This is a genomic window from Hyunsoonleella aquatilis, assembly GCF_014270105.1.
Taxonomy (GTDB): Bacteria; Bacteroidota; Bacteroidia; order Flavobacteriales; family Flavobacteriaceae; genus Jejuia; species Jejuia aquatilis.
The window spans coordinates 271059-296861 of the sequence record NZ_JACNMF010000001.1; the positions used below are offsets into that span (position 1 = coordinate 271059).

The window sequence follows — 25803 nt, forward strand, 5'->3', positions numbered from 1 at the left end:
CTATTAACATAAATTATTAATCTTAAAAATCGAAAACCATGAAAACAAAATTATTTCTAGCACTTTTAACCTTCGCATTAATTTTTAGCTGTAAAAGTGATGACGATGGTGGTGGTGGATTTGACGGCTCCTTAAGGAGTATAGAAGACTTCTACAGCCCAGAAATTCTTGACGCCCTAGAAGATTTAGGCTTTTTAATAAACACAGGGAACACCCCTCCTAATTTAGAAGGCGCGTACTTATTTAGCCCTTTAAAGCTTTTAAGTTCTACTGTTTCAGGAGATACTCCTGGAAAAACGTTTGCAAATTATATGGCCTCCTTTAAGAATCAAAATAATAGTGAGCTTACCATTGACTATAATGGCAACCATATTGGGGCTTCCCAAGTGGATGAGGGAAATGGGGCTTTTATTTCTGGTTCCAATAATGAGTTTTCAATGTTTTTGAAAACAACAACACAAATCAGCAACTCGGTACCAGCTGAGTCCACTATTGCCATATCAGGAAAAATGACTGAAAACGGCATTGAAGACGCTCAAATGGTGCTGATGATGCTAGACAACAAAGGGAATCCTGATGGCGTTTACATTCCCGACAATACAGGAAGGTTACTTTATGATTCAAACAATTTTTCTGAAAAACAATAAATCAACTATATTAGCCGAAACTAACAATAATCAAATCTGAATAATTATGAAAAAACTATTCTTAGGCATTGCATTTGCCGTATGTTCAATCTTTACTTTAGGCGCACAAGGTTTTGTACAGGGCACCAACGCCATTAACGTCGGCGCAGGTTTTGGTGGCCATTACGAGTCTTATTATTCTTCAACAACGGTGAGTCCAGTATTCAGTGTAAGCTACGACAGAGGCATTTGGGAAATCCCTGGGCCTGGGATTATTAGCCTTGGTGGGTATGTAGGCCACAGGACCATAAAGTATCGATTCAGCTCGAGTGACTACAAATTTTCTCAAACTGCTATTGGAGTACGTCCGGCCTATCATTACAATGGGTTTGAAATTGACGAACTCGATCTTTACGCAGGTTTTTTGCTGGGATATTATTTTTATTCGGATAACCAAGGAAACAACCTAAGGAGCTATGATAACAGATTAGATCATTCCGGATTTATTGGTGCGCGATGGTTTTTTACCGAATTTCTCGCGGCCTTTGTTGAAGCTGGCTACGGAATTTCCAATATCTCAGGTGGAGTTTGTTTCAAATTTTAGCTAAACAATAATCAATTCAAATTTTAAACTTCTATGAAAAATTCAATTTTTATAGGCATGGTTTTGTGCCTATTATTCTCGGGATGTTCCCAAACGGAAGCAGTTAGGAACACGTTTAATGCGACGGAATGCTACGAACAACTCCTAAGGTATTCCAACAATGACGATAACCTTAGCTGTCGAGAGCAGGTTAGCGAACTAAAAAAGCTACAAGCTGATTGTGCCGCCTTTGACGATGAAAATTCCTTTCAGGCTTTAATTGACGCACTTGAAGCCTCTGAGGATTGTATGGAGGGGAATTAGCCTCAAGCTCATTTTTTTCTTGTAAAAGTTGAAAACATAAAAATGAAAACAAAGCGATATTTTTATTTACTATTGTTAGTGCTTTGTTCTGCCTGCTCCAATGGAGGTTCCAATAATCAGTCCAACGGCAATAGCTCCTTTACAGCAAAAATAGATGGCCAGAGTTTTGTAGCTCGTCATGATTTAATATTTACACTTGAGCTTAACGGGAAGTATCTAGCTATCGGAGGTACTAATGATAACATGACCAATATCAAAACGATTGATTTTACTATCACTATGGATGCCTTTCAAGGACTTTCCAATGGATTGGAAATCACGGATGCCACGGCTGGCTTTTATGTCGAGGCCAATTTTGTTGATCAGGACCAGGATATCGACGCTTGGGAAGATGAACCTGGTGCCAGTTATTTTATAAAAATTATTTCTGTTGATTATGATAATGGTCTTGTCTCAGGAGAATTCAATTTTACACTTGTAGACGACGAATTGAGTCAAACTGTAAATATTACCGAAGGGGAATTTAGCAACATAAAGTTTTAACTTGTATGAGAAGATTACTTTTGCTTCCATTTTTATGTTTTCTTGTTGTGGGATGTTCACTGTCAGATAATATTGATCTTACTGAAGATATTGATGGAAGCTTATTTGAAGAGCACAACGGTACTTTCAATTTAACCATTGATGACGAAACCACAACTTTTGACAGTGATGATTTTATGACTGCTGGTTTCAATACAGGCAACCCTAAAGGTTTTTTGATACACACAAATGGCCCAAATGTCTACCCAAGACCATCTTTCAGAATATTTATATACGATGTTGATATTAACGATTTGGTAGCCGGAGCCGCGTTTTCAGGTGAGGATGAATTAAAAATGGATTACGTCCTGTATAATGATGAAAATGCATCAAGCCCATCAGTTTACAGTGCTTATACTAAGGACGATGTCTATTTAAAAATAACGGAGGTTAATATGGAAACATCTACAATTTCGGGTACTTTTAATTGTACAGGTTTAGACACACTGGACGGATGGTATGCTGGCGGAAAAACGTATGCCATGGAAGGTGATTTTAAGGATGTTCCTTTCAGGAAATAAAAAAATGCTATTCTCATCGGTCTATTACTAAAGGGTTATTAGGAGAAATACAAGTTCCTAGTAAGTTTTTCAAGCCCCTGAGAATTGCATATCGAAAAGATCTACCATCCCCTATCTTACATAAATAGAAAAAAGGCTGTCTTTGCTTTTTAAGCAAGCCTTTCAAAAAAATTTATTTTGCTATTATCAATAACTCTTTGAACATTTAAAAAATGAAAACAAAATTACTTTTACTACTTTCTATATTTTTGGGGCTACATGTCTTTTCTCAGCAATATAGCGCCCCACAACCAAAAACATGGGACATTGATCTTGCAGATACTGGAGGATGGAAACATTTTACAAATTCCGTGTTTGAATTTAATGGAGATTGCATGCTCATTAAAGTAATCACCCAAGCTCTAAATGTCAATACCGATCAATTTGAAAATAGTATTCTTCAGGAACTCACTTATGAAAATAACAACCAAAAAATTACTGCTATTCATTCTGTATGGGATGGGAATGATTGGGTAGAATCGGAAAAATTTGTGAATATCTATAATGGAGATACTATAGATAATACGACTTCATATATTATGGAAAATAATGTCTGGAAAGAAAATGAAAAAATATTTAACACTTTTAACGGTTTTATGCACCCCTCCGAAATTATTACATATAGATGGGATGACGGAAATGATACCTGGAAAGAGTATAAAAAACAGGAATTTGTTAACTATAACAACACCATTTATTTCGAATATGAGAATGTCTACTTATGGAATGGCAATAGCTGGGATACTTCTTACAAAAACACTTTTACTTTTTCTCCGGCAGACCTTATTGAGACAGAAGTGAACGAAGATTGGGAAAATGGTACATTTGTTAAGGATTTCCTCATCGAATTCACCTATGACTCGGATGACTTTTTAATAGAAAAGTTGTTCAAGGACTGGGACAACAGCCAGTATGTAATCAAAACTAGGGAAGTCATCACCAATAATACTGATGGACATCCTACGGCCAACATTACTCAAGGTTATGTGGCACCGACGGTTTGGACTAATATAAGCAGAGCCAGAAGAACTTATCCTACTTGTTCTTCATTATCGATTTCGGAATTTAATGATGCCTCTATAAGTATTTATCCAAATCCAGTGGAAAAAGAGATACACATTACATCTAAAACCCAACTGTTTGATTTCTATTTATTTGACGTAAAAGGCCGAATTGTAAAAAAAGGAGAATTTGAAAAAAATGGTAACTCAATTAACATTTCAACCTTTAAGAAAGGACTTTATTTTTTGAATTTAAAAACCGAATCAGGAAGTGCATCGTTCAAAATCATAAAAAACTAGATTACTATTCCCAACAGGTTTGCTATGAACTGGGGTATTAATCGAAATGCGGGTGAAAACACCCGCATTTTTTTATTCAGCATTGCGCATAAACTCTTCAACTTTATCTACCATATTTTTGCTTCCGCAAATAAACGGTACGCGTTGGTGCAATTCCGTTGGTTCAATATCCATAATTCTTGTGAATCCGTCACTGGCCTTTCCGTTGGCCTGCTCTGCCAAATAGGCCATCGGGTTGCATTCGTATAACAAGCGCAATTTACCATTTGGGTTTCTAGAGCCTTGAGGATATAGGTACACCCCGCCCTTTATCATATTTCTATGGAAATCAGAAACCAAAGAGCCTATATATCTTGAAGTATAAGGCCTATTTCCCTCTTCCTGTTGGCAATACTTAATATAGTTTTTAATGCCAAGAGGGAAATCAAAATAATTTCCCTCGTTTACAGAGTATATATTGCCATCCAAAGGGAACTGCATATTAGGATGCGAAAGGTAAAAAGACCCTATTGCAGGATTTAGAGTAAATCCGTTTACCCCATCACCCGTAGTATATACCAACATGGTAGAAGTGCCATACACCACATATCCAGCAGCTACCTGCTCACTCCCTTTTTGCAGAAAATCTTCCAATTGCACTGGAGTTCCAATTGGTGTAACCCGTCTGTAAATAGAAAAAATGGTACCAACCGATACATTTACATCAATATTGGAAGACCCATCCAAGGGGTCAATCAACACCACATATTTATTTTGATGGTTCTCATCCTGACTGTTTATAGTAATAAAATCGTCCTCTTCCTCACTGGCCAGTCCACAAATAATATTTCTTCTTGTTAAGGTTTGAATAAACTTTTCGTTAGCATATACATCTAATTTTTGCTGGTCTTCGCCCTGAATATTTGTGTCTCCAGCGGCACCGATAATATCAACCAAGCCGGCTTTGTTTACTTCATGGTTCACCACTTTTGCAGCAAGACGGATGGAGTTTAATAGGCTGGAAAGTTCCCCAGAGGAATACTTAAAAGATGTCTGGTTTTCAATTATAAATTCTCCTAATGTTTGTTTTTTGTTGGACATAGCTAAAGATGTTTAGTGTTATAGTTGTTTGTAAAAATTAAGTAACAAATGGTTTTCATTTTTTACGTTCTACAAAATAGTAAACTTTTGAACTATATTTGAATTTAATTAATAATTTATGGAAGTATCTATCAGAAATGCCCAGAAAAAAGACATGGCCCAAGTATTTGGATTAATTCAAGAACTAGCTGTTTTTGAAAAAGAACCTGATGCCGTTGAGGTAACAGTTGAAGATTTGGAAAATGACGGTTTTGGCGAAGCTCCTCAGTTTCATTGTTTTGTAGCCGAGGTCAATTCAAAAATAGAGGGTATTGCCTTGGTTTATAACCGTTATTCCACTTGGAAAGGAAGGGCAATTCATCTGGAAGACCTCATCGTAAGTGAAGCTATGCGGGGCAAAGGTATTGGCTCTATGCTATTGGATGAAGTCATCAAATACGGGTATCAACTTGGCGTAAAACGCATCAATTGGGAGGTGCTGGATTGGAACGAACCTGCAATCGCGTTTTACGAAAATAAAGGCGCAAACGTCATGCGCGATTGGGACGTTGTCCAAATGAGTGAAGAAAGCATTAAACACTATATTTCTAAATTAGGGTAGTCCATTTTATAAGCAAAACAACCGATCAACTAAACAACTAACAGCAAAACGACTCAACAATAATGCAGGTATTCAAATTTGGTGGAGCCTCAGTAAAAGACGCTGAGGGGGTCAAAAACTTAGCCAAGGTTTTGAAAACTTTGGGTTTTGAAAATACTTTGGTGGTTGTCTCGGCCATGGGCAAAACTACCAATGCCATGGAGGTTGTGGTTAAAAATTATTTTGAAAACAGCGCCGAACTTAAAAGTGCATTGCAGGACGTCATCAAATATCACAATGCGATTTTGCTTGATTTGTTTGAAAACGAAAACCACCCCGTATTCAAAAAAACCGCTTCCCTTTTTAAGGAATTGGATGGGTTTTTGCGCTCCAACAAATCCCCAGATTATAATTTTGTGTACGATCAAGTCGTAAGTTATGGCGAACTGGTTTCAACCACCATCATCAGCGAATATCTTATTAATATTGGTATCGGCAACAAATGGATTGACGCCAGAAACCATATAAAGACTGATAATTATTACAGGCGAGCCAACGTGAATTGGAATCAAACCCAGCGGAGAATCACAGCGGATTTTAACCCAAAAGTTTTAAATATTACCCAAGGATTTTTGGGGAGTGACGCTAACAATTTCACTACCACTTTGGGTAGGGAAGGCAGCGATTATACGGCCGCTATTTATGCCTATTGCCTTAACGCCGTTAATGTTACAATTTGGAAAGATGTCCCAGGGGTATTAAACGCCGATCCGCGCTACTTCGAAAACGCTCAACTATTACATCAGATATCGTATGAGGAAGCCATCGAACTGGCTTTTTACGGAGCCTCGGTCATTCACCCTAAAACTTTACAGCCCCTGCAAAGGAAGGAAATCCCACTTTTTGTAAAATCATTTTTAAATCCTGAAAATCAGGGTACCAGAGTGGGAAAAGGCATCACCTTAAAACCCACTGTACCCTGTTTTATACTAAAGAAAAATCAGGTGTTAATCAAGTTGTCGTCTTTGGATTTTTCATATATCATTGAAGAAAACATAAGCGACATTTTTAGGTTGTTACATCAGTTTAAAATGAAAGTGGACGTCATTCAAAATTCAGCTATTAGTTTTTCGGTCTGCATCGATAACGTCTATGACACTCTAGAACAACTCTTGCAACATTTAAAAGCAAAATTTAGAGTGACTTGTCATGCCGGCGTCTCACTCTATACCATAAGACACTACAATGATGTTGTTTTAAAGACATTGGAAACGGATAAAACCATTTTACTAAAACAAATGACCCAGGAAACAGTACAATTGGTCACCAAATCTTAATATTTATTACTTTTACGTCAATGGGGAAACAACAAGATTCGGGATTGGTTAGCGCAAAGGAGGTTGCTAAAGCCATACAATTGGACAAATATGGTTTTATCGGCACGTTTATTGGCTGGCTTTTGATGAAAGTTCTTAAAATTTCCACCTTAAACAAGATTTATAGGCGCCATAAAAAATTAAATGGCCTTTCGTTCTTGAACGCAATTATTGGTGATTTTCAGATTAAGTTTGAAATCCCGGAGGAGGACCTAAAACGACTGCCGAAAGACGGTGCCTATATAACTGTTTCCAATCATCCGCTTGGGGGTATTGACGGAGTTCTTCTATTAAAATTAATGCTGGAACAACGCGAGGATTTTAAAATTATCGCAAATTTTCTTTTGCATCGTATAGAGCCTATAAAGCCCTTCATCATGCCTGTAAATCCTTTTGAAGACCGAAAGGATGTAAAGTCCAGCGTTGCTGGCTTCAAAAATGCCATTTTGCATTTGCGAGAAGGGCATCCGCTTGGTATTTTTCCGGCAGGTGAAGTTTCCACCTATCGCGATGGAAAATTAGTGGTAGACCGCCCTTGGGAAGAGACCGCTATGAAATTGGTTAAAAAGGCAGAGGTACCAATTGTGCCTATATACTTTCACGCCAAAAACAGCAAACTGTTTTATAAGCTTTCCAAAATAAACGATACTTTTAGAACAGCCAAACTGCCTTCGGAGCTGCTGACTCAAAAACGCCGAACTATCAAAGTCAGGATTGGAAGACCCATTAGTATTGATGACCAAAGGGAGCACGAAAGTCTAGATGATTTCTCAGATTTTATACGACGAAAAACGTATATGCTCTCCAATGCTTTTGAAGAGAAGCCAAAAATTTTAGACAATATTTCCTCACAGTTAAAAGTGCCAAAACACCCTAAAAATATTGTTACTCCGGTGGATAGTGGTTTAATGTTGAAAGAAGTTGAAGCCCTTAGAAAAAGTGAACGCCTATTGGAAAGCAAAAATTATGAGGTGTTTTTGGCCGAAGCAAGTCAGATACCCCACATTCTCAGGGAAATTGGGCGCTTGCGGGAAATCACTTTTAGAGAGGTTGGCGAAGGCACCAATGAAGCCATCGATTTGGATGCTTTCGACAATTATTACCACCATATGTTTCTTTGGGACAACGAACAGAATATCCTTGCCGGGGCTTATCGAATGGGATTGGGCTCTAAAATTTTTGCAAAATTTGGTATTGAGGGGTTTTATTTACACGATCTGTTCCGGTTTGAGCCGGAGCTTTATAAAATGATGAGCGAATCAATTGAAATGGGTCGAGCTTTCATCATCAAAGAATACCAACAAAAGCCAATGCCACTATTTTTATTATGGAAAGGTATTGTGCACACCACTTTGCGCCATCCAGAGCATAATTACCTCATTGGTGGGGTTAGTATCAGCAACCAGTTTTCCAACTTTTCAAAGTCTCTTATGGTCGAGTTTATGAAATCGCATTATTACGATCCCTATATTGCACAATACGTGCGCCCAAAAAAGGAATTTAAAGTAAAATTGAAAGATGCTGATAAAGATTTTGTTTTTGATGAAGCCGAAGCTGATTTAAACAAATTCGATAAATTTATTGATGAAATTGAGCCAGGCGCACTGCGACTGCCCGTTCTTTTGAAAAAGTATATCAAACAAAATGCCAAATTGGTAGCTTTTAATGTGGATCCTCTGTTCAATAATTCGGTGGACGGATTGATGTATATTAAAATAGCCGATTTGCCCGAGAGTACTGTGCGTCCCGTTATGGAAGAATTCCAGGCAGAGTTGGAACGCAAATTGGCGGGCCAGAATGGAGACAGTTAAACCGGTGCACTTTCCCATATTAAATGAATGCCTTTGAATCTATTAAGCACTTTTACCGACCATTACAGCCCTCTGTGGCAACTGATGGCAAACAGGTCATTTACCAAGAAGTTTTACCAGAGGCTTCCTTGCAGTACTTCGTTTATTGTTTTTGGCAATTAAAGACTTCCAAAAAATTGGATGCTCCTTTTGTGTATCGTGTAGTTTCAGACGGATGCATCGATATTTTTTTCAATCAGAATGTTACATCTGAAAGTTTTGTAATGGGCTTTTGCCGAAAATATGCAGAATTCCCTATTGGAAATGAATTCAACTATATCGGCATTCGATTTTTGCCATCGGTATTTCCATTGGTTTTTAATATTGACGCAAAAGCGTTAAGCAATCAAGATCAAAAATTAAGAGGTATCCTTCCCGATATTGCACGATCCATTACAGAAAAGATTCATCCAAATCAAGAATTTACCACGGTGGTTAAACAACTGCACCAAATTGTAGCTCCATTCATTTTAAATATAAACTTTGATTTTGACAACCGTTTTTACAAGGCTCTGCATCTTATTTTTAAAACCTCCGGAAATATTGAAACCGAGAATGGTTTGGACACGGGTTTAAGCCCGCGACAATTGAGACGGCTATTTAACTACTACATCGGCACCACTCCAAAGGCTTTCGGAAAAGTCGTTCGGTTTCAACATTTTTTAAATATGAAACCCTCAACCCAAAGTCTAAAATCCCAAAAACTGTTTTATGATGTTGGGTTTTATGACCAAGCCCATTTTATTAAAGACTTCAAAACCTTTTATGGTGTAACGCCTTCACGAGCTTTAAAATAGGTTGTCCGTTTTTTACAATGTCCTCAACAACTTGGGTTCTAAATTTGTACCAATAAAATATGAGAACTATAATCATTTTAGCATTCACAGTAATCACTGGGATAGCAAACAGTCAAGTTGAACATCAAAAAACAGAAACTATGAAATTAAACGCAGGAATTATCACGGACAAATTAGAGGAAACCAAAACATTTTACACCGAGACATTAGGTTTTGGGGTGGCTTTTGAAAACGATTTTTACCTATTGATGCATACGCCCGATAGGACGGCGGAACTCAGCTTTTTAAAACCGAACCATCCCAGCCAACAGCCCATTTTTAAACCCGCATTCAACGGACAAGGGGTTTATATCACTATTGAAGTAGAAAATGTGGATGCATTGTATAAGGAACTCACGGAAAAAGGGGTAGATATAGCCTTTGAAGTACGAAGCGAACCCTGGGGCGATAGGCATTTCGCCATTGTTGACCCTAATGGGATAGGAATAGATATTGTAACTTATACGCAACCTGAATAAAAATGGAAACAACGATAGCCTTAAAAGGTTCCAAAAACATTGGTGTTTCCATAGAAAAAAGACTAAACGAAATAGGTGTTTATACATTAACCGATTTAGCTGAACGCACTCCAGAAAAAGCATATCGGGATATCTGCAAGAACTACCCTGATAAAACCATTCCCAAGTGCTATTACCTATATTCCCTTAAAGGTGCGCTACTAGATACAGATTGGAGGAAATTGCCTGAGAACATCAAAAAAGAATTACGTACATAAGAAAAATGCCATAGTATCCTGCTATGGCATTTTTTAATTTATAACAGAAACTAAACTTATTTTAAACCAGAAAACACAAATTTCATCTCCGTTGCAATCTGTAAACTCCGTTCCAAATAAGTTTCTGTTTGGCGTGGTGTACCATCCGACTTTTTTGGATCTTCATAAGTGACGGCGATGCGCTTATCACAGCCCAAAACCATAGGGCAAGCCTCATCCGCTGAAGAACAAGTCATAATCGCATCAAATTCAGAAGTTGGATTAAAACTATGTCCAAATTCTTTTGAAAATGCAATAATAGCCGGTTCGTTTTCGGAGAACTTAATGGCATAAACTGGATTATCACCTTCTGATAATTTATTAATCCTGAAACCTTGATTGGCCAAAGTCTCCCCAACCTTGGGAAACATCGCCGTAGCTTCTGTTCCTCCAGAATAACAGGACACATGTTTCACTTCAAAATAGTGCGCCATCGTTTGCGCCCAAACCTGGGATAAATGACTTCGTCTTGAGTTGTGGGTACAGATAAAGTTTAATCGGATAGGTGCTTTCTCAGCCACCTTGGCATTGAGATAATCAATTAGAGGTTGCAAAACTTGCTTCCTTTCATCGGAAATAGTCCCTGTATCAAGGGATTCAATAAGATTTGATATTTTATCAAACGCCATAGTATGCTTCTATTTTATAATTTGCTAGCAGCAACCACTATCCCGGGCACAGCATGCCTCTACTTTTTCCTTAACGGTTTCTGTAACTTCAACCGCCTTTTCTGCAACCCCACATAAGGTCTTTGCCTTGCAATCTGTTTTTTGGACGGCTAATTTAAAAATTAAATGATAGCCCTGTATTTCGAAATCGTTAACATATAATTGTGCTGTATGAAAAGTTTCGTTGCTGTATTCAAACTTCACCTCCGAATCCAAATCATAAGGCTTCATTTTAGCGACTTTGTTTAAAATGCCCAATGCTTTAAGCACTGACATAAATTCTGTTTTGTCCTTTTCTTTCGGGCTTTCCCAAAGCTGAATAATGGTTTCATTCCAGCTATCACTTCTTGCGCCACAATCTACGGCATCAATTTTCAGGTGCTTAACTTCCGTAATGTGGTAGTTGGCACCTACAAATTGTTGAGGTCCATATTCAAATAATAAAGCCTTATCCGTATTGGCTTTTAAAATTGAAAAAAGTTCTTGTGTTTTCATAATGTAATTCTTTTAAAAAAAGCTGTTGAGGCTTAACAACAATTAGACTTTGTACTTTCAAAAAATGTGTTCAATTGCTTTTGAAATTCCTGTAGCCGGTCAATATTTATACAATAACAAATACTCTTTCCTTCAAAATTACCTTTTAACAAGCCAGCTTTGTTAATGACCTGTAAATGCTGGGAAATAGTCGGTTGAGATAAGCCAATTTCGTCTACAATATCATTGCAAATACAGGACTCCTGCTTGCTGATATACTGCAAAATAGCGATTCGGGCAGGATGTGCGAACACCTTAGCAACCATGGCCATTTGGTTGGTCTCTTCGGAATAAATATCAAGTTTTGATGCGCCCATAGCTTTAAATTTGAGACAAAGATATATATTTAATTGTAATATTGCAATATTACGATACAAAATTTACATGAGAATGTACTCTGAGTAAGTCAAGGTTTAAAACCCTTTCAAGAAAAGGGGATAACCAATAACCAAGAAAACGAACTGCCCTAACATTAGATTTCAATTGAAACTCTAAATCCCTCAACAAATGAAGCGTAGGGTCAAAATCAATCTATTGTTCCATCTATTTCAATAGAGATATTGCAATATTACGATAATATACCAAAAAAATAAAGACCAAAAGCAGTCACCTTTGGCCAAATTCATTTTACAATCCCGCAAACCATTTCTGGAAATGCTCACCTAATAATGGAACAGTTTTCTTCTCTCCACTTAAAGACCCTAGTAAACTAATGACCCATAGAATTAATACAAAAACCCAGGCAATAATATTTACAAAAGGAATGAAACTAGCTACGATTCCCAAAAGCGCAATCCCCAACATCTGACGGATATAAAATGACCCCAATTCTGTTTTATTGCTGCCATTCATTATTAACGCAATTATCCACCCAATTAAAGTGATGTGTGCAATAATCGCAACATTTTTCCCATCACTCAAAACCTCCTTTGCATCTTCTGCAAACTCGGAAGCCGTTTCCTTTGCTTCACTAGCAAATTCTTTTGCCTTTTCCTTGGCGTCATCTGCTATTTCTCCAGCTTTGTCCGCCGCTTTTTTGGCGCCATCTTTGGCGTCGCCTAACATATCGTTTAAGTCGTCCCCTAAATTTTTTTCGTCTGACATGATTATTAATTTTTTTGATTAGAATTTAAAAGTACTAAAAAATACATTTACTACTAACTATATGTGTTTCAAAGTTTAAAAACGTTACGTACTGCTATCGAAACAACATAATCAACCCTCCAATAGCGGTAACAATAATGATAAACTTCCGGTAATTGACATTGGAAATTTGTCGCACCAAAGCTACCCCCAGAAAGAATCCTATTACCACCACAGGTATCAAAGTCATATTTAATACGAGCGTATCCTTTGAAACCGTATGCCATACAAAAAAATGAAAAGGCAATTTAAACACATTGATAATAAAGAATAGCCAGGCCGCCGTACCAATAAATTCATTTTTAGGCAAGCGCATGGCCAGGAAATAAATGTTGGAAATCGGTCCCGCCAAATTCCCAATCATAGTTGTAAAACCCGCCAAGAAACCTGCAGAATTCGAAAACCATTTATTATGGGGAATCTTATCCGATTTTCGCCGTTCAAAATACAACATAATTCCAATCGACCCCATGATGATTATGGCCATCACCCTTTTGAACACTACCTCAGAAATGGCATCACCTACCCAAACACCCACCAAAACCCCTATTACCATAGAAGGTAACAGCTTTTTGATAAAGCGCCACTGTGTATGCCGGTTATAATAGCTTACGGCGATAATATCAGCCGAAATCAGCATCGGCAACAAAATTCCAGTGGACGCCTTCTCACCAAACACGAAGGCCAAAATAATGACGATAATAATCCCAATGCCCTTTATTCCAGATTTTGAAAACCCAAGAATAAACACGGCAAAACCAATAGCCGTCCATTGCAGAGCAGATAAATTATAGGATTGAAGAATTTCCGCTACGCCCAAAAAATATTATTTAAAAACATCATCAATAGGTTCCCAGAGCTCAATTTTGTTACCATCGTTATCTAAAATCCAACCGAATTTACCATATTCATATTCTTCCATTTCTCCCACAACAGTAACGCCTTCTTCCCTTAAAATCTTCAAAAGTTCCACCAAATTTTCAACCCGATAGTTGAACATGAAATCCTTTTTTGACGGTTCGTAATAGGTGGTACTATCAGAAAATGGGCTCCATTGGGTAGAGCAGTCCTTGCCCTCCTTATTTTTCCACCAAAAGGTGCACCCGTAATCGTCCGTATTGAAGCCCAAATGGGTTCTATACCAGTCTTTTGTAGCCTTCGGATCCTTTGTTTTAAAGAACAACCCGCCAATTCCAGTCACTCTGTTTTTCATTTCAAAAATTGTTAATTTATTTTGGGCGTTTCCCTCGATGTATATGCCGAAAGTTTTCAAACATATACGTCCTCGGGTCGGGCTTTCCGTTCCAAGTCCTCGCGCCCTTCTGATGGGGCGCTGTGGGCTTTCCTCTACAATCCCTAACGCAGCTCCCGTTATTTTTACAAAACCTAGGTTCTCTTTATGGCACTTTCGTAAATTTCAATCCATTCCTCGCAGGTCATTTTTCGCGTTAATTCCCCAATCAAGTCAAAAGGAATGTCGTCCAAATGTTTAAAGCGAATACAACTTTTTCCCATATCCAGTTTTCGTTTGGAATGTTTTGGAAATTCACTAACAAACCAATCAGACAATTCCTTTTTAGCATAAATCCCACTGTGATACAGGTTTACCGAATTTTTCTGCGACGCAAAACTCATAAAAGGTAATGGCGTCTTCGGGTCGCAATGATAGCCGTCCGGATACACCGAATGTGGCACATAGTAACCTATCATCTTATAAATCATACCCTCCTCAAAGCCTTTTGGGAGGTTGTCATTGATTGTTTTTCGAAGTTTTTTCAAGTTCTCCTGCCGCTCTTCTGGTACTTGTCCGATGTAATCTTCCGGGGAACTGGCGTCGTATTGCATAATTTTATTTACGTTGAAGGATTAAACCTGAAACTAAAGATATAACAAATCCAATGAGTACCACCGTGAAAAACATTAAAAAAGCCATGAAACCAGAACCTCCGTAGTCCTCCATCTGTTGTGTCAATTCTGCCTTTTTCACTTGAAATTCTTCTTGGGATAGGGTAGTTTCCATTGCTTTTAATGTGGTTTCCAGATATTCATTCGCAAAATTGGGGTTTATTATTGTTGTATAAATATAATCGGCGAGGCCCACACCAACTCCAACCAAAACCGAAATCAAAAGGCCAATAACGATAGCTTTCCCCAAAGAAACCACTCCTCCATTTACCTTGTCGCGATAATGTTTTATGCCGAAAAAAATAAACGACAGGGATGCCACCATTGTGGCATACCCCAATATTTCCTGGGAGGTATAGCTTAGTCCGTCCCCAAAAGTAAGTGCCAAAAGAAAACAAAGTATTCCTGTTAAAAGTCCATAAAGACCGTATTTGATTACGGTTGGTTTCATCTTAAAAATTTGATTTGATTGATGGTTTTACACGTGCTGATCTATTAAAATAGTATTGCCATCAGGATCGGTAAGTACGATGTTTGCTGGACCTGAGGTATTTTCATCGGCTTCCCTTTCTAATGGAATCCCCTCTGATTTTAAATGTTTTTGAATCGTTCTGACATCGTCATAATCTTCCAAGGTCTGGGCATTTTCGTCCCAACCCGGATTAAAAGTGAGGATATTTTGCTCAAACATCCCTTGGAATAAACCCACTAAGGCATTGCCGTTTTTCATAATGAGATAGTTCTGCTCGATGTTGCCTGCAAAAACACTGAATCCTAAATTTTCATAAAACGCTTTTGATTTATGAATGTCCTTCACACTTAAACTGATGGAAAATGCTCCTAATTTCATATAGTTAAAATTTTGATGAATCAATTTGAAACAAAGCTAAGGATGAAGCAGAAATGGGGAGTCATACTAAAGTACCAAAATGCGAATACTTTAGTTTAAAAGTATGAAAAATAATGAGATTTGAAAGTAGTCTTTTAACACACCCCTTACTCCCCTCTTACTAGAGGGGAAACTCATACGCAACATTTTCCCTCCTAAAAAGGAGGGGTTAAGGGAGGTGTAAAAAATCAAATAAGGTGATATTCTTTTGCAATTTGAAGTGCTTGTGTCCTCCGTTTTGCATTCAGCTTTACCAGTAAATTAGATACATGGGTTTTGATGGTGCTTTCAGAAAGAAACAATTTATCGGCTATTTCCTTATTAGACAACCCCTCCGAAATAGCTTGAAGTACTTCGTATTCACGAGTAGTGATTTCAAGTTCCTTTATTTTTTGATGGTTTATCTCCCTAGAATTGGATGGCAGTTTATGAAGGCTTTTTTTATTGATGTAGATGCCCACCACTAAAAATGCAAAGGCAATAATGGCAACAGCAAACTCCGTTTTTAGATTTCCCGAATGAATGGAATAGGTGCTCAATTGAAACAAAAGCACCAAGGCTAAAATCAATCCTGAAAAAACGAGAATGGTTTTTTTCATGGATTAAATTTAGCAAAACTTCGCTTTAATTTTATCCACAATGGTTTGCGCCAGTTTTTCTTTGCTTTCTGCCGTCCAGCCTGCCACATGGGGGGATAATATCACATTTTTCGCTTGGATTAAATACTCAAAAGCCTCTGGCATTGTATCAGAAAACAAACTTTCAAAAGATTTTTTTTCGTATTCTAAAACATCAAGGCCTGCACCCAAAATTTTACCTGATTTTAAGGCAGAAACCAAATCGGAGGTCACTACACTTTTGCCGCGTGCCGTATTTAACAACCAAAACGGTTTTTTAAATTGATTTATAAATTCGGTATTCACCATATTTAAAGTTAATGGCGTTTGCGGTGTGTGGAGACTCACTACATCCACTTTTTCCTGAAACTCCTTTAAGCTGACTTGCTTTGCATTTTCGTCACCAACGCCATCTTTAATATCGTAGCACAATACTTCAACATCAAAACCCCTTAGTTTTTTGGCGAATGCTTTCCCCATGTTACCGTAACCTATCAGGCCAACCGTTCTGCCATCCAATTCAATGCCTCGGTTTTCCTCGCGTTGCCATTTACCTTGTCTGACTTCCTTATCGGATTTGTTTAATTTATTAAAAAGAGACAGTAGCATTCCGAGCGTATGTTCGCCAACGGCATTTCTATTGCCTTCGGGCGCTGAAATAAGATACACGCCTTTTTGTTTGGCGTAATCGCAATCGATATTTTCCAATCCCGCACCTACACGCCCAATAAACTTTAGCTTCGTGGCCGCATCCAAAAATTGTTTGTCGATAGTAAACCTACTTCGTATGATGATACCGTGGTAATCCGCTATTTTTTCTTCAATCTCTCCTTTTGAAGACGTATAATCTTCATAGTTAGAAAACCCTAAAGCGTTGAGCTGATTTAATAGCAGTTCGTGATTGGTATCGAGGTGGAGTATTTTCATGGTGCAAATGTATGAATACCTAAATGTTATAAAAAAACTAAAAGCTCTGAAAGTTGTTTGGATTACTCTGGATAAAGTGCGTTAGGGATTGAGGCATTTGTTGAAGCTCCCCGACCATAGGAGGGAGCGACTGCCGAAAGCCCGACCCTCCCGATAGCTATCGGGAGTGGGTAACGCCCAAATAAGGATTAATCTAAAAACTTTGAAATTCTAAATTGGAAAGACGGATTAACTCTCAGGCGCCAATTCTACCTCGAGGCCTTCCATTTCAGGAGTCATTTGGATTTGACAGCCCAAACGGGAATTGTCCTGAACGTCAAACGCTTCGGACAGCATGGCTTCTTCGTCATCGCTTTTTTCAGGCAACTCGGTATTGCTCAAAACATAGCATTGGCAGGAGGCGCACATGGCCATACCGCCACAAACACCAATGGTACCTTCAGGTGCCAGCTCATAGGAGCGCACTACTTCCATTAAATTCATGGCCATATCGGTTGGCGCCATAATCTCGTGGGTTACGCCATCCCTATCCGTTATCTTGATGTTAATATCCTGACTCATCTGTAAAAATTATGATTACGCTAGTTGCACTACATTTTGCGTGCCAAAAGTATTATTTATTCTGGGATTTTTCTAAAAAAATATGTAGTAAAATGGGTTTTTGGAGGATGATTTTATACATCAATATTAATGACTTCCTCAATCTGTGGTGCGTGCTTTTTGATGGTCATTTCTACACCCGATTTTAAGGTCATTTGATTGACGCTACAACCTACACATGCACCCTGTAATTGCACCCTTACCAACCTATCGTCTTCAATGGACAGCAACGAAATATCCCCGCCATCACTTTGCAAAAACGGACGGATTTCGTCAAGTGCTTTTTCAACGTTTGTTTTTATTTCTTCTGAGGTCATGTCTTATTTCTTTATGGCCGCGCAACCAGCCATTGTGGTGATTTTTATTGCTTCGGTTGGCGGTAGGCTTTCATTTCGATTCACTACTTCCTGAACCACATTTTGGGTTAAAGTTTCAAAAGCTTGTTCCATTGGGGTTGCCGTTTGCAAAGCGGCCGGGTGCCCCACATCACCGGCTTCCCTGATACTTTGCACTAACGGGATTTCTCCTAAAAACGGTACGCCTAAATCTTCTGCAAGGTGTTTTGCACCTTCTTTTCCAAAAATATAGTACTTATTATCCGGCAATTCTTCAGGAGTAAAGTACGCCATATTTTCAATAATTCCTAAAACTGGCACTTGTATGCTGTCTTGTTGGAACATAGCTACGCCTTTTTTGGCATCTGCCAAAGCGATATTTTGTGGTGTACTTACCACGACCGCTCCAGTAATTGGTAGGGACTGCATAATACTCAAATGGATATCCCCTGTGCCAGGAGGCAAGTCCAACAAAAGGAAATCCAATTCGCCCCAATGCGCATCAAATATCATCTGATTTAAAGCCTTCGCCGCCATCGGCCCACGCCAAACTACGGCTTGGTTGGGCTGGGTAAAAAATCCTATGGATAGTATTTTTACACCGTAATTCTCGATAGGTTTCATTTTTGATTTTCCTTCGATATTAACGGCTAACGGTTTTTCATCGGCCACATCAAACATGATAGGAATGGACGGCCCATAAATATCGGCGTCCAAAACACCCACTTTAAATCCCATTTTTGCCAAAGTCACCGCTAAGTTAGCCGTTACGGTAGATTTCCCTACACCTCCTTTTCCTGAGGCCACGGCCACAATATTTTGAATGCCGGGAATGGGCTTCCCTTTAATTACATTGGCTTTTGGTTTTGCAGGAGCTTCAACTTTGACATTTACAGTTATTTTGGCTTTTTCGTACACCTTCTCGTGGATGGTTTTTAGGATATCCACCTCTGTACGTTTTTTAGCCTGCAAACTCGGGTTTTTAATGGTAATATCTACAATTACCTCATCTGCAAAGGTCACTACGTTTTTCACGGCACCACTTTCCACCATATTTTGTCCCTCACCAGGAACGGTAATGGTTTCCAGTGCTTTTAATATATCTTGTTTTTTTAGCTTCATTTCCCAATTAAGAATCATTCTAAATGCAAAGATAATCAATAATGGCAGAAGACAGACGGCTGGTGCTAGAAGTTTTGATTATGTGGATATTGGGTTTGGTTATGGGTTGAAATATGTAATTATTTGTAAATTTTTGAAAAATTAGGAAATAATTACAATTCCCTCCCTGGGTCCCAAAACACGGCTTCAAAATTTTGGATTTGGTTATCAACAACTTCGATGCCTTCACTTTCCAAAAGCTGTTGCATGAGGTTGGTGCCGTCAAAATGGTGTTTGCCAGTCAACAACCCCTTTCTGTTGACCACGCGGTGCGCAGGAACATCCTTTCCTCCCGAACCGTTCATGGCATAGCCCACCATTCTTGCGCTTCTAACCGCACCCAAATATTTGGCGATGGCGCCGTAACTGGTGACCCTTCCGTAAGGAATCAAACGGGTAACTTCGTAGACCTTATCAAAGAAATTCAAGGTTTCTTGTTTCATCTTAAAGGTCCTTGATGATATTGATTAAGGTAATGATTGATATAATCCCGGTGATGCCCCCAATAATGTAATTCATACTTTTCTGTGAGGTGAAAGATTTACTTTTGATCATATCAAAGAAGAAAATATAAACATAAAGCATAACGAAAGTACCTGTTCCAGCACCTGCGACATAGGCTATAATGCTGGTCTGCTCAAAATTCATCCATCCAACTGAAGCTAGTGTAATGATTAGGTATGACTGATATGGAATGGGAAATACATTTATGGCCGACATTAACATGCCTTGAAAAAACCGACTGTGCTTACTCTTAATTTTCGGTTCCTTTTGGGATTTGGGTTTTGATTTTGCAATAAACAAAAAGTAAATTGTCACCAAAATAAAAATTACACAGGCAACACTCCTCAAAATACTTATTACCTCGGGGTGTCTGCTTAGGTAACGTGAAAATATCGCCGCGATGTACGCTTGGGCCATTAGTACAACGCATACGCCAATGGAAAACACAATTCCCCTTACATGGCCTTCTTTAAGGCTAATTTTTGCAGCGCTCATATTGAGCAACCCCGGCGGAATCACCCCTATAATGGCAAAAAGTAGCCCCCATAAAAAGATAAAAGTCAAGTCCATTAGGAGGAAAAATTAAACTTAATATAGGTAATGGGCTTATTTTGCTCCAAATACTGTGATTCGTAAAAGGTTTGTATGCTAGTAACCTCCGCAGGGCTTCCTTCTTGCTTGTAAACATCATGGTTGGCATACATCACCTCATACCTCAAACCATGCAATAAGCCCAAAGTATAGCCGTGCATAAATTCGCTATCGGTTTTAAGATTAACAGTCCCATCCGGTTTTAAAATGGATTTATAGCGCTCTAAAAAACTCATATTGGTCAAACGGTGTTTGGTCCGTTTATATTTTATCTGCGGGTCAGGGAAAGTTATCCAAATTTCGTCCACTTCGTTTTCCGCGAAAGCGAAATCAATCAACTCGATTTGCGTGCGCAAAAATGCCACATTTGGAATATCCTCCTCAATAGCGGTTTTAGCTCCCCTCCAAAATCTGGCCCCTTTGATATCCACCCCAATAAAATTTTTATCTGGATATTTTTGGGCCAATGCAACAGAATACTCACCCTTGCCACAACCCAATTCCAATACCATGGGATTGTCATTTTTAAAGACCTCTTCACGCCAATGGCCTTTTAACCTGAACTTGGAACCCACTAATTCCTCGCGTTTTGGCTGGTATACATTGGAAAAGGTGTCGTTTTCCTTAAACCGTTTGAGCTTGTTTTTGCTTCCCACAATCTCTTAACTATTTCTTAGTATTGCTTTAGAATTGGTAAAAATAGAGAATTTCTTTTTGAGAAATTCTCTTTTTAGATTCCCATTTTCATGGGAAAGACAAATTCAACGGAACCCAATTAAAAATTGGAGATTTCTTAATATTACGGAAATATACAACAGCGTTGTTATCTTTACTTTTGAATTTACCTCTAACCCCGCGTGAGGGATTGAACGGCATGTTTGAGCTCCTCTCCCGATAGCTATCGGGAGAGAGCGAGTAGTGAAAGCCCGACTTGAGGTACGAGAGGCACGCCCAAATAATGAAAAAAAGAATTTTAATTGCGCCCCTAAATTGGGGGTTAGGCCACGCAACACGATGCATTCCTATCGTCAAGGCACTTTACGAAAATGGCTTTGAACCCATTATTGCCAGTGATGGTATCGCACTGGAACTTTTACGGAAGGAATTTCCTGGATTTTCGTCTATCGAATTGCCTTCCTACAACATTACCTACGCCAAAAAGGGCAAGCATTTTAAGCTGAAGCTTTTAAAGGATTCACCGAAGTTGGTCAAAGCAATTAAAGCCGAAAGAAAAGCAACCAAGTCCATTGTTGAAACTCATGGAATTACAGGGATAATTTCAGATAACAGATTAGGGGTTTACGATAAAAAGGTGCCGAGTGTTTTTATAACGCATCAACTCAATGTACTAAGTGGACGCACTACATGGCTTAGCACTAAACTGCATGAAAAATTTATTACCAAATTTGAAGAGTGTTGGGTGCCGGATAATGAGGGAATCATCAATTTGTCGGGCAAACTTGGTCATAAAAAGCATCTCGATATTCCAACAAAATATATAGGCCCCTTGAGCCGATTTAATAGGACAAATGCGCAAATTCGCATTGATTTACTGATTTTGCTTTCCGGACCAGAGCCTCAGCGTACTATACTTGAGGAAAAACTTTTGAAGGAAGTTGGGGATTTTAAGGGTTCGGTGGTATTTGTAAGAGGTGTAATGGAACAACAACAAGCGATTACCGAAAAAGGCCTTGTGACCATCTATAATTTTATGACTTCGGTGTTATTGGAAAAAACCATAAACGAGAGTAAACTGGTACTATGCAGATCGGGCTACACCACGGTTATGGATTTGGCTAAACTGGAAAAAAGGGCATTTTTTATCCCAACTCCGGGACAGTCCGAGCAGGAATATTTGGCAAAGCGTATGACGGAGCAGGGCTTTGCCCCAAGTTGTTCGCAAGAAGAATTTTCAATTGATAAACTAGAAATCGTTTCGGATTTTAAAGGATTGGAAAGTTTCAACGCAGAAATCAATTATAAAAAGTTATTCGGCCTTTTCAAGGGTAAATGAGAACTCGCTCCCCACGCCGTATTCACTTTCAACATAAATACGTTCGTCGTGGGCCTCGATGATATGCTTCACTATCGAAAGTCCCAAACCGGAGCCTCCTTCACTTCTCGATCCACTTTTGTCTACACGGTAAAAGCGTTCAAACAGTCTTGCCAGATGCGTTTTTTCAATACCCTCGCCGTTGTCGGTTACCCTGACAATGGCCTTGTTTTTAATCAAATTTTCTATACTCACTTCGGTGGTTCCCTTCAAACGTCCATATTTTAGGGAATTGATAATCAGGTTCACTAGCACCTGCTGAATACGTTCCTTATCTGCCCGCACCATAATGGGATTCGGATAATCCCTGTCAAAAGTTAAGGTAATTGACTTATCATTAGCCCGCATTTCAACCATTCCAAAAACTTCCTTAACCAATTCAACAATATCAAATTCCTCAGGATTTAACCTTAAATCCCCAGCCTCCAGTTTGGTAATCAAATCCAAATCGCTAACGATATAATTCAACCGTTCCACAGCACTATTGGCGCGTTTGAGGTATTTTTTCCTCACAGCCTTATCATTGATGGCACCGTCCAATAAAGTTAAAATATAGCCCTGAATTGTAAAAAGTGGGGTTTTCAGCTCGTGCGACACGTTACCTAAAAACTCCTTTCTGTACTGCTCCCTTACTTTCAGGGTTTCGATTTCCAACTTTTTATCGCGGGCGTATTTATCAATCTCCTGGGTCAACGTGGCCATGTCGGTTGTGATGGCACCCCTAGTAAAACTTGCAGATTCCAAAAGCGTCAAATCGTCGTAAATCTTCTTTACCCGTTTATATATATAGCGCTCCACACGATACTGAATCACAACAAAGGAAAAAAGAAAACAGCCAACGGCAAAAACTAAAATGGGAACCCATTTGAACGAAAAGTAATAGTACAAAAAAACACTCATCAAGAGTGTAAAAAACAAAGTTATGAATAGCGATGTTTTAACCGCAAAGCGATAGGATTTCTTAACTTTTACCTGCATTAGTCTACAAACTTGTAGCCGACACCTTTTACTGTTTTAAAGCTTTTATCTCCTATTTTTTCGCGCAATTTTCGGATATGAACATCGATGGTGCGTCCGCCAACAACAACTTCATTGCCCCAAACTTTATCCAAGATTTCGTCGCGCTTAAACACTTTCCCAGGTTTCGACGCCAATAAAGATAACAATTCAAACTCTTTTCTTGGTAAAATTATTTCTTTTCCTTTGAGGCTAATTTTATATTCATCACGGTTGATTATAAGGTTGCCCACCTTAACTGTATCCTTTACGTCCTCTTTAAAACGTCTTAAAAGCGCCTTCACCTTGCTCACTAGCACCTTTGGTTTTATAGGTTTGGTGATATAATCATCGGCTCCGGCATCAAAACCGGCCACTTGCGAATAATCCTCACCACGGGCAGTTAAAAAGGTAATGACCACATCTTTTAAGTCGGGGTTTTTTCTAATTTGTTCGCAGGCTTCGATACCGTCCATTTCGGGCATCATTACGTCAAGAATGATCAATTGGGGCTGTTCTTTTTTGGCTTTTTTTACAGCCTCCACCCCATTTTCGGCAGTAATTACTTGATACCCTTCGTTGGACAGATTGTAACCTACAATCTCCAAAATGTCCGGCTCATCATCTACAAGCAGTATTTTTATGTCTTTTTTGTTCATTACTGAAATCAATATTTTGACGCTTCCAAAAGTAAATATAAAACTAATAACATTCAACTTTTAAAAATCGCCCACAAATAACAATAAGGTAACACAAGGCTTACACAAGATTAACTTTTCGACGTATAACTGCAATCTTTAACAGAATTTTGGTACAGCTTTTGCTGTAAAAGCAGTAATTTTACCACATTGGAAACGTTATGAAAAAAAACTACTTTTTTTATGTTTTACTTCTTGTTTTATCCTTGATAACCTTCGATGGGTTCTCACAGGACATAGCTTCCAATGACCTTAAAAACAGCCTCAGTATCGAAGGGCTCTCCGTGTTTCCAAATCCAGTAAATATGGGAAAGTCAACAATTTACATTGACACCAAACAAAACGCTCTTAAATCCGTGGCCGTTTTTAATGTTTTGGGCAAACAAATTCTTGCGCCCGTAATTACTAGGAAAGAGTTGGATATTTCAACTTTGAGTTCTGGGGTTTACATTTTGAAAATTACCGAAAACGCAGTCACCGAAACGCGAAAATTGGTGATTCGCTAACCATTTATCTCTCTTATTTTTTGAAGTGTTGCTTTTAGCAATGCTTTTTTATTTTATCTACATTTGTGATGCCCTTTTGGCACTATTGAAATCTTCTTTTTTAGCAATACATGATTGACCCAAATACGATTTTCAATATTGAATCTGATGACGCATTTGAAGCCTTGGCTTTAAGAGTGTTTAAGTTTCAGTTTGAAAACAATAGGGTGTACCGTTCATTTTGTGATTTGTTGTATAAGCATCCTAGCGATGTAAAAAACATCAACGACATTCCATTTTTGCCCATTGAATTTTTTAAAACTCGAAAGGTTATTTCCGGTGAAACAAATGCTGAAATTATCTTTGAAAGCTCGGGAACGACAGGGCAACAAACCAGCAAGCATCATGTATCGGATTTGAAACTTTATCGCAGAAGTTTTAGAACTGGTTTTCGGAAATTTTTCGGAAATATTGAAGATTATGTGATTTTGGCATTGCTTCCTTCCTATTTGGAACGCCAAGGATCTTCATTGGTTTTTATGGTGAATAATTTGATTGCAAAGTCGAAAGCTTCTGAAAGCGGTTTTTTTCTAGATAACCTTTCGGAATTAAAGGAACGCTTAGTTCGATTAGATGGAGCGGGAAAAAAGGTGCTCCTCATCGGAGTATCTTTTGCTTTATTAGATTTGGTTGAAAACGATTCATTTCAATTAAAAAACACGATAGTTATGGAAACAGGTGGCATGAAAGGACGTCGCAAAGAAATGATTCGTGAGGAATTGCACGCTACCCTTAAAAAAGGTTTTGGTGTTGAAAACGTACATAGTGAATACGGCATGACAGAACTTCTAAGCCAAGCCTATTCTAAAGGAAACGGCATCTTCAAATGTCCAAATTGGATGAAAGTGCTAACTAGGGATACAGAAGACCCGTTAGGCATTCAAATGATTGGCAAAACGGGCGGTTTAAACGTGATTGATTTAGCGAATATCAACTCCTGCGCCTTCATCGCTACCCAAGACCTGGGAACGGTTTACGAAGACGGAAATTTTGAAGTTAAAGGCCGGTTTGACCATTCCGATATCCGCGGGTGTAACTTAATGGCTTTATAAAATTATTTTGTAAGGAATCGCAAATGAATACGACAAAGGGATTGCTAAGATAAAAGAAAGATTATTTTTAGTAAGTTGGTTAGTTTGTGAATCCCGCCGGTGGCGGGATTCT

The 25803-nt window shown here is 38.5% G+C and carries 35 protein-coding genes; 15 read left to right on the plus strand and 20 right to left on the minus strand.

The genetic code is table 11. The annotated features are described in order from the left end of the window. The first annotated feature begins 38 nt into the window (after nt 1-38). The 6 genes from H7U19_RS01070 to H7U19_RS01095 all read left to right on the plus strand — a co-directional run bounded on the left by H7U19_RS01070 (nt 39) and on the right by H7U19_RS01095 (nt 3976). On the plus strand, nt 39-647 hold the full coding sequence (locus H7U19_RS01070; protein WP_186557987.1) for a hypothetical protein: 609 nt from the start codon (nt 39-41) through the stop codon (nt 645-647). Nucleotides 648-693: 46 nt separating this feature from the next. After that, nucleotides 694-1230, plus strand: a complete 537-nt coding sequence (locus H7U19_RS01075) for a hypothetical protein (protein WP_186557988.1) — start codon at nt 694-696, stop codon at nt 1228-1230. A 33-nt stretch (nt 1231-1263) separates the two neighbouring features. Continuing rightward, on the plus strand, nt 1264-1533 hold the full coding sequence (locus tag H7U19_RS01080; protein ID WP_186557989.1) for a hypothetical protein: 270 nt from the start codon (nt 1264-1266) through the stop codon (nt 1531-1533). A gap of 42 nt (nt 1534-1575) precedes the next feature. Beyond that, nucleotides 1576-2076 (plus strand): Riean_0653 family protein, encoded by a 501-nt coding sequence (locus H7U19_RS01085; protein WP_186557990.1) that lies wholly within the window; start codon nt 1576-1578, stop codon nt 2074-2076. 5 nt (nt 2077-2081) lie between these two features. Then, nucleotides 2082-2636, plus strand: coding sequence for a hypothetical protein (locus H7U19_RS01090; RefSeq protein WP_186557991.1), 555 nt, complete (start codon nt 2082-2084; stop codon nt 2634-2636). 212 nt (nt 2637-2848) lie between these two features. After that, entirely contained in the window at nt 2849-3976 is a 1128-nt protein-coding gene (locus tag H7U19_RS01095) for a T9SS type A sorting domain-containing protein (protein ID WP_186557992.1), read from the plus strand. A gap of 72 nt (nt 3977-4048) precedes the next feature. On the opposite strand, the gene fbp is transcribed toward H7U19_RS01095, so the two are convergent. Next, on the minus strand, nt 4049-5056 hold the full coding sequence (gene fbp / locus H7U19_RS01100; protein WP_186557993.1) for a class 1 fructose-bisphosphatase: 1008 nt from the start codon (nt 5054-5056) through the stop codon (nt 4049-4051). 118 nt (nt 5057-5174) lie between these two features. Between fbp and H7U19_RS01105 the strand changes: the two genes are divergently transcribed. The 6 genes from H7U19_RS01105 to H7U19_RS01130 all read left to right on the plus strand — a co-directional run bounded on the left by H7U19_RS01105 (nt 5175) and on the right by H7U19_RS01130 (nt 10434). After that, complete coding sequence (locus H7U19_RS01105) at nt 5175-5657, plus strand: GNAT family N-acetyltransferase (RefSeq protein ID WP_186557994.1); 483 nt, start codon at nt 5175-5177, stop codon at nt 5655-5657. Nucleotides 5658-5719: 62 nt separating this feature from the next. After that, the gene (locus H7U19_RS01110; RefSeq protein ID WP_186557995.1) at nt 5720-6973 is read left to right on the plus strand and encodes an aspartate kinase; all 1254 of its coding nucleotides are present in this window, start codon (nt 5720-5722) and stop codon (nt 6971-6973) included. Between the two features lie 20 nt (nt 6974-6993). Then, on the plus strand, nt 6994-8823 hold the full coding sequence (locus tag H7U19_RS01115) for a GNAT family N-acyltransferase (RefSeq protein ID WP_186557996.1): 1830 nt from the start codon (nt 6994-6996) through the stop codon (nt 8821-8823). 23 nt (nt 8824-8846) lie between these two features. Further along, complete coding sequence (locus tag H7U19_RS01120) at nt 8847-9659, plus strand: AraC family transcriptional regulator (protein ID WP_186557997.1); 813 nt, start codon at nt 8847-8849, stop codon at nt 9657-9659. A gap of 140 nt (nt 9660-9799) precedes the next feature. Next, a complete protein-coding gene (locus H7U19_RS01125; RefSeq protein ID WP_186557998.1) occupies nt 9800-10177 on the plus strand; it encodes a VOC family protein in 378 nt (125 codons plus the stop codon). A gap of 2 nt (nt 10178-10179) precedes the next feature. Then, nucleotides 10180-10434 carry a TfoX/Sxy family DNA transformation protein gene (locus H7U19_RS01130; protein WP_186557999.1) on the plus strand — a complete coding sequence of 85 codons (255 nt, stop codon included), beginning with the start codon at nt 10180-10182 and terminating at the stop codon, nt 10432-10434. 56 nt (nt 10435-10490) lie between these two features. Here H7U19_RS01130 and H7U19_RS01135 read toward each other — a convergent pair whose 3' ends face one another. The 17 genes from H7U19_RS01135 to trmB form a co-directional block, all read right to left on the minus strand. Further along, nucleotides 10491-11102, minus strand: coding sequence for a low molecular weight phosphatase family protein (locus tag H7U19_RS01135; RefSeq protein ID WP_186558000.1), 612 nt, complete (start codon nt 11100-11102; stop codon nt 10491-10493). 24 nt (nt 11103-11126) lie between these two features. Continuing rightward, nucleotides 11127-11636, minus strand: a complete 510-nt coding sequence (locus H7U19_RS01140; protein ID WP_186558001.1) for a DUF6428 family protein — start codon at nt 11634-11636, stop codon at nt 11127-11129. A 32-nt stretch (nt 11637-11668) separates the two neighbouring features. Next, nucleotides 11669-11992 (minus strand): ArsR/SmtB family transcription factor, encoded by a 324-nt coding sequence (locus tag H7U19_RS01145; RefSeq protein WP_186558002.1) that lies wholly within the window; start codon nt 11990-11992, stop codon nt 11669-11671. 310 nt (nt 11993-12302) lie between these two features. Then, on the minus strand, nt 12303-12779 hold the full coding sequence (locus H7U19_RS01150) for a YtxH domain-containing protein (protein ID WP_222597363.1): 477 nt from the start codon (nt 12777-12779) through the stop codon (nt 12303-12305). Between the two features lie 94 nt (nt 12780-12873). Beyond that, nucleotides 12874-13638, minus strand: a complete 765-nt coding sequence (locus tag H7U19_RS01155) for a sulfite exporter TauE/SafE family protein (RefSeq protein WP_186558003.1) — start codon at nt 13636-13638, stop codon at nt 12874-12876. A 6-nt stretch (nt 13639-13644) separates the two neighbouring features. Further along, nucleotides 13645-14031 (minus strand): VOC family protein, encoded by a 387-nt coding sequence (locus H7U19_RS01160; protein WP_186558004.1) that lies wholly within the window; start codon nt 14029-14031, stop codon nt 13645-13647. Between the two features lie 173 nt (nt 14032-14204). Next, nucleotides 14205-14663, minus strand: a complete 459-nt coding sequence (locus H7U19_RS01165) for a DUF1801 domain-containing protein (RefSeq protein WP_186558005.1) — start codon at nt 14661-14663, stop codon at nt 14205-14207. Nucleotides 14664-14667: 4 nt separating this feature from the next. Then, nucleotides 14668-15174, minus strand: coding sequence for a DUF4199 domain-containing protein (locus tag H7U19_RS01170; protein WP_186558006.1), 507 nt, complete (start codon nt 15172-15174; stop codon nt 14668-14670). A gap of 27 nt (nt 15175-15201) precedes the next feature. Next, complete coding sequence (locus H7U19_RS01175; protein ID WP_186558007.1) at nt 15202-15573, minus strand: VOC family protein; 372 nt, start codon at nt 15571-15573, stop codon at nt 15202-15204. Nucleotides 15574-15800: 227 nt separating this feature from the next. Then, nucleotides 15801-16211, minus strand: a complete 411-nt coding sequence (locus H7U19_RS16965; protein WP_186558008.1) for a response regulator transcription factor — start codon at nt 16209-16211, stop codon at nt 15801-15803. A 9-nt stretch (nt 16212-16220) separates the two neighbouring features. Then, nucleotides 16221-17156, minus strand: a complete 936-nt coding sequence (locus tag H7U19_RS01185; RefSeq protein WP_186558009.1) for a 2-hydroxyacid dehydrogenase — start codon at nt 17154-17156, stop codon at nt 16221-16223. Between the two features lie 228 nt (nt 17157-17384). Continuing rightward, nucleotides 17385-17717 (minus strand): 2Fe-2S iron-sulfur cluster-binding family protein, encoded by a 333-nt coding sequence (locus H7U19_RS01190; protein WP_186558010.1) that lies wholly within the window; start codon nt 17715-17717, stop codon nt 17385-17387. A 113-nt stretch (nt 17718-17830) separates the two neighbouring features. Continuing rightward, the gene (locus tag H7U19_RS01195) at nt 17831-18073 is read right to left on the minus strand and encodes a NifU family protein (protein ID WP_186558011.1); all 243 of its coding nucleotides are present in this window, start codon (nt 18071-18073) and stop codon (nt 17831-17833) included. A gap of 3 nt (nt 18074-18076) precedes the next feature. After that, nucleotides 18077-19213, minus strand: a complete 1137-nt coding sequence (locus H7U19_RS01200; RefSeq protein ID WP_186558012.1) for an Mrp/NBP35 family ATP-binding protein — start codon at nt 19211-19213, stop codon at nt 18077-18079. A gap of 152 nt (nt 19214-19365) precedes the next feature. Next, on the minus strand, nt 19366-19695 hold the full coding sequence (locus H7U19_RS01205; RefSeq protein WP_186558013.1) for an MGMT family protein: 330 nt from the start codon (nt 19693-19695) through the stop codon (nt 19366-19368). A 1-nt stretch (nt 19696) separates the two neighbouring features. Beyond that, nucleotides 19697-20326 (minus strand): LysE family translocator, encoded by a 630-nt coding sequence (locus H7U19_RS01210; RefSeq protein WP_186558014.1) that lies wholly within the window; start codon nt 20324-20326, stop codon nt 19697-19699. Further along, nucleotides 20326-21003: a tRNA (guanosine(46)-N7)-methyltransferase TrmB gene (trmB, locus tag H7U19_RS01215; RefSeq protein ID WP_186558015.1), complete on the minus strand. Its 678-nt coding sequence runs from the start codon at nt 21001-21003 to the stop codon at nt 20326-20328. The genes H7U19_RS01210 and trmB overlap by 1 nt, the downstream gene beginning before the upstream one ends. A gap of 302 nt (nt 21004-21305) precedes the next feature. Here trmB and H7U19_RS01220 point away from each other — a divergent pair, with 302 nt between their 5' ends. After that, the gene (locus H7U19_RS01220; protein ID WP_186558016.1) at nt 21306-22361 is read left to right on the plus strand and encodes a glycosyltransferase; all 1056 of its coding nucleotides are present in this window, start codon (nt 21306-21308) and stop codon (nt 22359-22361) included. On the opposite strand, the gene H7U19_RS01225 is transcribed toward H7U19_RS01220, so the two are convergent. Both H7U19_RS01225 and H7U19_RS01230 read right to left on the minus strand, forming a co-directional pair. After that, nucleotides 22335-23378: a sensor histidine kinase gene (locus H7U19_RS01225; RefSeq protein ID WP_186558017.1), complete on the minus strand. Its 1044-nt coding sequence runs from the start codon at nt 23376-23378 to the stop codon at nt 22335-22337. The two genes, H7U19_RS01220 and H7U19_RS01225, sit on opposite strands and share 27 nt — an antisense overlap. Beyond that, nucleotides 23378-24055 (minus strand): response regulator transcription factor, encoded by a 678-nt coding sequence (locus H7U19_RS01230; RefSeq protein ID WP_186558018.1) that lies wholly within the window; start codon nt 24053-24055, stop codon nt 23378-23380. Before H7U19_RS01230 ends, H7U19_RS01225 begins: the two co-directional genes overlap by 1 nt. Before the next feature lie 200 nt (nt 24056-24255). Here H7U19_RS01230 and H7U19_RS01235 point away from each other — a divergent pair, with 200 nt between their 5' ends. Continuing rightward, complete coding sequence (locus H7U19_RS01235) at nt 24256-24600, plus strand: T9SS type A sorting domain-containing protein (protein WP_186558019.1); 345 nt, start codon at nt 24256-24258, stop codon at nt 24598-24600. A gap of 110 nt (nt 24601-24710) precedes the next feature. Further along, nucleotides 24711-25691: a LuxE/PaaK family acyltransferase gene (locus H7U19_RS01240; RefSeq protein WP_186558020.1), complete on the plus strand. Its 981-nt coding sequence runs from the start codon at nt 24711-24713 to the stop codon at nt 25689-25691. Nucleotides 25692-25803: the final 112 nt, after the last annotated feature.